We start from the raw sequence: 6,034 nt of genomic DNA on the forward strand, positions 1-6,034 counted from the left end.
TCCGCCCGTTCCCTGCCCCAGCGAGGACGACACATGACGGCGAGCCTCACTCCCGCGACAACGCAGCGCCCCTGTCGGCTGAATGACGTCAAGGGCTGGTTTCCCAGCCTCGACCAGGTGCTCTTCCATTATTTTCTGTCCCGCCAGGAACGCCTCGACGTGCGTGGGGACCTCATGGAACTGGGCGCCTTCATGGGCAAGAGCGCGATCTTCACCGCCGGTTTCCTGCGGGAGGGCGAGCGCTTCACGGTCTGCGACCTGTTCGACGGTCCCGCCCCGGACGAGCGGAACGCGGCCGAGGCCCGGAAGTCCTACCCGACCCTCACCCGGCTCGCCTTCGAGCAGAACTACCTGGCCTTTCACGACACGCTGCCCGACGTCATACAGGGCCCCACCTCGGTGGTCCCGGCCCATGTCGAGCCGGATTCATGCCGGTTCGTCCATGTCGACGCCTCGCATCTGTACGAGCACGTGGCGGGCGACATCGCTACGGCCCGAAGCGCTCTGGTGCCCGACGGCCTCGTCGTGCTCGACGACTACCGCTCCGAGCACACGCCGGGAGTGGCGGCGGCCGTCTGGGAGGCGGTCTTCAACCGGGGGCTGCGACCGGTCTGCCTCAGCACCCAGAAGCTCTACGGCACCTGGGGCGACCCCGAGCCGATCCAGGAGGCGCTGCTGGCCGACGAGGAGTGGCGGCGCGGAACGCATCTGAGCAGGCAGGAGATCGCGGGCCGGCGGGTCCTGCGCTTCTCGGGACGCCCCGAGGTGCCGGCGGCTCCGGTGTCCCGGTTCGCCCACGAGGCCCCCTCCGGACACGGCGGCCCGGACCGCGCCACGTCGAACGGCACTCCCCGCCGGCCCTCACGCGCCCACCGGCTGGCCGCCGACCTCCTGCCCCCGGCCCTGACCCGCGCGATCCGCCGGCACCGGCGATAGGCGCGGGCGCGTTCCCGCCGGGGTCCGCAGGCCCGGGGTCCGCAGGTCGGCGGCAGCGTGCGGCAGCGGCAAGCCCGGTGGAGCGACGAGCCGGGGCGGACGTTGGCGGGCGGACGTTGGCGGGCGGACGTCGGCGGGCGGACTTCGTCGGACGGACTTCGGCCGACGGATGGGGCCGAGTGGACCGAGGGAGTGGAATGTCCCGAGGTCAGTGAGGCATCCAGTCGTACGGACCGCCGTTCACCCAGCGCACGACCATCGGGTCCTCCACGTCGAAGTCTGTCAGCCCGGCCCGCAGGATGAAGGTGACCACGTCCGCAATGCCGTGCGCCTTGCCCGCCATCGCGCCGTTGACCTCGACCAGACGGAACGGCGGGTCGTCGGGCTCCGGGCCCCAGACGACGACCGGCGCAGGTGCATCCAGGGGACTGGTGTCGCTCATGTCTCCAGCGTGGAGCCGGAGCGGTCCCGTCGCATCCCGCCCTCATCCGCTCACGCCCGGGGCCGTCCCTTTCATCCCGATGGGCGGCTTCCGTGAGGGTTAGCCTGAGGAGAGGAGCCGAACGTCGAGGAGGCCGTCATGACCAGGAAAGTCGCCGACTGCCGGAAGCTCCCCAGCGAGTCGGACTGCACGCTCACCATCTCCGGTGACACGGAGGAAGAGGTGCTCCGCGCGGCGGTCGAGCACGCGGTGTCGGTGCACCGGCACACCGACACCCCGGAGCTGCGCCGCGAGATCAAGGCGATGATCGAGGACGAGCGGGTGCCCGCGTTCCCCCTGTCGGGGCCGCCGCCTCCGCACGGCGAGATCTTCGACCTGTAGCCCGCCGGCCCGCTCGGAACCAGGGGATCCGGATCCCCGCCCCGACGGGGCGGCCCCGACGGTGCGGGACGGACGGGGCCCCGGCGGTGGGCCTCCGGACCGGGACCGGGACCCCGCCCCTGGCCAGCTACGGGCGCGTGGTCAGCGTTCCTGGAGGACGGACAGCACGTTCCCGGCGGGGTCCTTGAACCATGCGATGTACGGGCCGCCGCCCCGGAAGATGCCCCGCTCGTCGGTCTCGAAGGCGCCGTAGCGCTCGATGGTCACGCCCTTCGCGGTCAGCGCGTCCACAGCCCGTTCGATGTTGTCCACCGGGAAGTTGAGAACGGTGAACGACGCGGGGGTGTGGTCCTCCTTGGGGTAGATCAGGATTTCCGTGCCGCCCTCGATGTGCAGCATCAGCAGGCCGTCCAGTTCCGACACCCGCAGGCCGAGAGTCGTGCCGTAGAAGTCCTTGGCGCGCTGTACATCGTTCACGGCGAACCCGCTGAACGCCTTGGTGCTGCCGAACATGCCCGACCTCCCGTCTGCCGCAGGCGCCATCCCCGCACCCTCCGACCAGGCGCGGGGGCACCCACCGGACCGGCTCCATCCTCGCCCGCCGGCCGCACCCCCGCACGGCGAGGAACCCGGCAGCGAGCCGACGGCATCGGGACACTCCCGCACGCGGATCCCCGTCGCCGCGCCCGCCGCTCTCACCAGCGCACGGCGGAGAAGTCGACGGGCCGGGGCCGGAGCCGGCCGACCCGGGCCGTCAGCCGGTTCAGCCGCTGTGCCATCTCCCCCGCCGGGAGCCGCTTGCGGTCGCCGTGGCCCGGCAGCAGCCACTCGAAACGCAGCCGGTGGGCCGTCCGGGCCAACGAGGCGCCCAGCTCCTCGATCGAGTGGAAGGTGACGCTCTCCGTCACCGCCAGATCGGCCGCGCCGCGCGACCAGTACAGGCTGTCCCCGCTGAAGCAGTGGAGCCCGTCGGCGAGAAACAGCACGCTGCCGCGGGTGTGCCCGGGCAACGGATACGCCGTCACCCCCTCGCCGATCTCCACGGGGTCCGTGCCGCGCAGGACACGGTCGGCGTCCGGTGCGGCGTCGAGATCACCTTCGTGGATCCACAGCCGGGCGCCGAGGTGATCGGCCCAGCGCCGGCCGTGCTTGGCGTGGTCCCGGTGGGTGAGCAGAACATCGGTGACGGGGCCCAGCGCCGCGTACCGGGCGCCCAGTGCGCCGCTCCAGCGCGGGGTGTCGATCATCATCGCGCCGCCCGACGGACGGCGCAGCAGATAGGAGTTGGCGCCGGCCGTCTGCGGGGAGTTGTGCCCGCACAGGAGGACGGAGTCGTTCAGGGCCAGCGGGAAGGGATCCGGGACGGCCGCGAGCCGCCCGCCGGCCGGGCGGATCGAGCGGGTGGGGCAGGCGAGCGCGGCGGCGTGCAGCTGCCGTGTCTCGCCGGGGTCGCGCGGCTGCCGGACGAGCTCGGAGCGGCCGTCGGCCTCGCGGATCAGGTCCGGGGCGAGCTGGCGTGCGACATCGCAGTTGACGCAGCGTGAGTCGATGGACCAGCCGCCGTCCGGCGTCCCGGTTCCCCTGCCTCCCGCCACGGTCGGGACGTCGCCGCGGTCCGGGGCCGCGGTGCGGACACCGTCCGGGGCCGGGGCAGGCGCCTCGTCCGCCTCAGTGGCCGGATGCGGACCGTCATGCATGGTGGCTCCTCAAGGGCAACGGGTTCTGTCGGGCGTCGGGGGCTGTGGGGCGTATGGGCCCGCGGGGCGCAGGGATCTGCTGGACGCGCAGGTGGCCGGGGCGGCCCGGTGGCACGCCCACCCCCTTCCTCAGGGTTGCCTGCGGCACCGCAGAAGAGGAAGAGGCGCCGGATCTATTGCTTTCCGCCGCTTTCCGCTCTCACCGGCGGCCCCTCGGCGCTCTCTCCCCCTGCCTCGGGCGGCCCGCCGGCTCCCCTCGCCGGGACCGGCCCCTGGCGGCGGGGAGGGACGGGCGGGAACGGGAGCAGCAGGAACGACCCCCACTCCATGATTCGAACTAGAATCGAACGGTGCAGGATGATCGCTACGCGTCGGCGGGCCCCTGGGCCAGGGCCACCCTCCCCGACGGCCAGCAGCTCGACGTCATCGTCATCGGGCGGACCCGCACGCCCGACGGGCACTGGTGGTACGAGCTGGAGGCCGTCCTCACGGCCCGCGGCACCCTCGGTGACGGGCGCACCGTCGCCGAGCCCACACCTGTCGCGTTCAGCGCGCCGGCGGCCAGTGTCACCCCGATCCCCGGCGAGGACTACACCGCGGTGCCGACGCACGGGGCGGTCTCCGGCCGGCAGTGGCAGGTCGAGAATCTGTGGCGGACGGCCGCGGGCCCCACCCGCCGACTGCACCGGCGGGACTGCTGGCACGCCCGGGCCGCGCACCAACGGGTGCCCACCGCGGAGGCGTACGCCCTGCTGGCCGACCCGGACGTCGAGCCGTGCGACATCTGCCACCCCGAGCGGGCGCTCCGGCCCGTCTGAACGGCTGAGCCGTCGGCTGCACCCTCCGCATGACCCGCATAGCATGACAAAACCGAAGAAAGGGAACGTCATGCCGCGGCCCATCTGGCGAGGTGCGATCAGCTTCGGCCTGGTCACGATCCCCGTCCAGGTCGTGAGCGCCACCGAGTCCCACGACATCGCCCTCCACCGCGTCCACGCCAAGGACAACGGCCGGATCCGCAACCGCAAGGTGTGCGAACTCGACGGGAACGTGGTGCCGGGCGAGGAGATCGCCAGCGCCTATCCGGTCTCCCGGGACGAGGTCGTGCCGCTGACCGACGAGGACTTCGACCACCTGCCCATCCCCACCGCCAAGACCTTCGAGCTGCTCGCCTTCCTGCCCAGCCAGGAGATCGACCCCCTCCAGCTCGACCGCGCCTACTACCTGCGGGCGGACGGCCAGGCCGCGGCCAAGCCCTACGTCCTGCTGCGGGACGCGCTGGAACGTTCCGGCAAGGTGGCCGTCGGCAAGGTCGCCCTCCGCGGCAAGGAAGTGCTCGCCCTGATCCGCATCCACGAGGGCGCGCTGACCATGCACACGATGCTCTGGCCGGACGAGATCCGACCGCACACCGGCCTCGCTCCCGACCAGGACATCCGGCTCACCGATGAGGAGCTGCAACGGGCCGAGGACCTCATGGCGAGCATGAGCGAGGTGCCGGAGGAGGAACTGCACGACGACTACACCGACGCGCTGGTCCGGGTGGTGTCGGCGAAGCTGGAGGGCCGTGAGGTGGAGCCCCCGCCGGCGACGGAGGCCCCGTCGGCGCAGGTCGTCGACCTCATGGCGGCACTCGAGGAGAGTGTGCGGAAGAGCCGCCGGAGCCGTGGCGAAGAGCCGTCGGAGCCGGGCGCCCGGAAGCAGTCCGGCGGTACGGCGAAGCCGTCAGCGCGGAAGACCGCGAAGGCGGCGACGAAGACCGCCACGACGACAGCAGCGAAGACCGCCACGAAGACCGCCACGAAGACCACCACCGGCACGTCCTCGAAGCCGGCCTCGGCATCCGCCTCGACGCCGGGCAGCCGGAAGACCGGGAACCAGGCCGCGAAGAAGACCGCGAGCAAGGCCGCGAGCAAGACGGCGAGCAAGGCCGCGGCCCCGACGCCCGCCAAGAAGACGGCGTCACGAACCCGCAAGGGCGCCTGACCCGTCCGGTGCACTCCGCCCCGCCGGAGCCCCGGCCGACCGGCCCCGGCCTCGGCCGACCGGCACCGGCCTCGGCCGACCGGCACCGGCCTCGGCCGACCGGCACCGGGCCCGGGCCCGGCCACACCCCAGGCCGTCGGCCCACCCCCGACCGGTCGGGGCCTCGGCCGGGCCGGGATCAGCTCGCTGCCCAGCTCCGCAGCAGCGCCCCCGCCCGGCGTGGCACGACCGTCAGCGGCTCGGGGGTCAGTGCGGCCAGGCATGCCTCGTGCTCCGGACCCGCGTCCAGCTCGTAGAGCCGGGTGGTGCCGACGGCCTCCGGGTGCTCCGACCAGGCGACGACGGCCGCCCGCTCCCGCGGGGCGGTCACCTCCAGCCGGCGGAACGGGGTGCGCATGCCCACGCCCAGGGCCTTCACCACGGCCTCCTTGCGGCACCAGAAGCGCAGGAAATCCCGGCGCCGGTCCGCCACGCTGCCGCCCTCGGACAGGGCGCTGCCCTCGGACAGGGCGCTGCCCTCGGACAGGGCGCTGCCCTCGGACAGGGCGCTGCCCTCGGACAGGGCGCTGCCCTCGGACAGGGCGCTGCCCTC

At 73.1% G+C, this 6,034-nt stretch carries 8 protein-coding genes; 4 read left to right on the plus strand and 4 right to left on the minus strand.

What is annotated here, in order from left to right; genetic code table 11:
- Window positions 1-33 precede the first annotated feature (33 nt).
- On the plus strand, window positions 34-936 hold the full coding sequence (locus ABT112_RS07700; protein WP_351506682.1) for a class I SAM-dependent methyltransferase: 903 nt from the start codon (window positions 34-36) through the stop codon (window positions 934-936).
- Between the two features lie 208 nt (window positions 937-1,144).
- Here ABT112_RS07700 and ABT112_RS07705 read toward each other — a convergent pair whose 3' ends face one another.
- A complete protein-coding gene (locus ABT112_RS07705; protein WP_351506684.1) occupies window positions 1,145-1,378 on the minus strand; it encodes a hypothetical protein in 234 nt (77 codons plus the stop codon).
- 138 nt (window positions 1,379-1,516) lie between these two features.
- Between ABT112_RS07705 and ABT112_RS07710 the strand changes: the two genes are divergently transcribed.
- On the plus strand, window positions 1,517-1,759 hold the full coding sequence (locus tag ABT112_RS07710) for a DUF1059 domain-containing protein (protein ID WP_351506686.1): 243 nt from the start codon (window positions 1,517-1,519) through the stop codon (window positions 1,757-1,759).
- A gap of 141 nt (window positions 1,760-1,900) precedes the next feature.
- Here the strand turns inward: ABT112_RS07710 and ABT112_RS07715 are convergent, their stop codons facing one another.
- Window positions 1,901-2,272, minus strand: a complete 372-nt coding sequence (locus ABT112_RS07715; protein WP_351506687.1) for a VOC family protein — start codon at window positions 2,270-2,272, stop codon at window positions 1,901-1,903.
- A 182-nt stretch (window positions 2,273-2,454) separates the two neighbouring features.
- Window positions 2,455-3,456: a 4Fe-4S domain-containing protein gene (locus ABT112_RS07720; protein WP_351506689.1), complete on the minus strand. Its 1,002-nt coding sequence runs from the start codon at window positions 3,454-3,456 to the stop codon at window positions 2,455-2,457.
- Window positions 3,457-3,806: 350 nt separating this feature from the next.
- Here ABT112_RS07720 and ABT112_RS07725 point away from each other — a divergent pair, with 350 nt between their 5' ends.
- Together ABT112_RS07725 and ku are read left to right on the plus strand one after the other, a co-directional pair.
- Window positions 3,807-4,274, plus strand: coding sequence for a DUF6233 domain-containing protein (locus ABT112_RS07725; protein WP_351506691.1), 468 nt, complete (start codon window positions 3,807-3,809; stop codon window positions 4,272-4,274).
- Between the two features lie 70 nt (window positions 4,275-4,344).
- Window positions 4,345-5,442, plus strand: a complete 1,098-nt coding sequence (ku, locus tag ABT112_RS07730) for a non-homologous end joining protein Ku (protein ID WP_351506693.1) — start codon at window positions 4,345-4,347, stop codon at window positions 5,440-5,442.
- Window positions 5,443-5,620: 178 nt separating this feature from the next.
- On the opposite strand, the gene ABT112_RS07735 is transcribed toward ku, so the two are convergent.
- The coding region (locus tag ABT112_RS07735) for a 4'-phosphopantetheinyl transferase superfamily protein (protein WP_351506695.1) at window positions 5,621-6,034 on the minus strand (414 nt) is incomplete at its 5' end.

The organism is Streptomyces sp. NPDC002055, assembly GCF_040296705.1.
GTDB lineage: Bacteria > Actinomycetota > Actinomycetes > Streptomycetales > Streptomycetaceae > Streptomyces.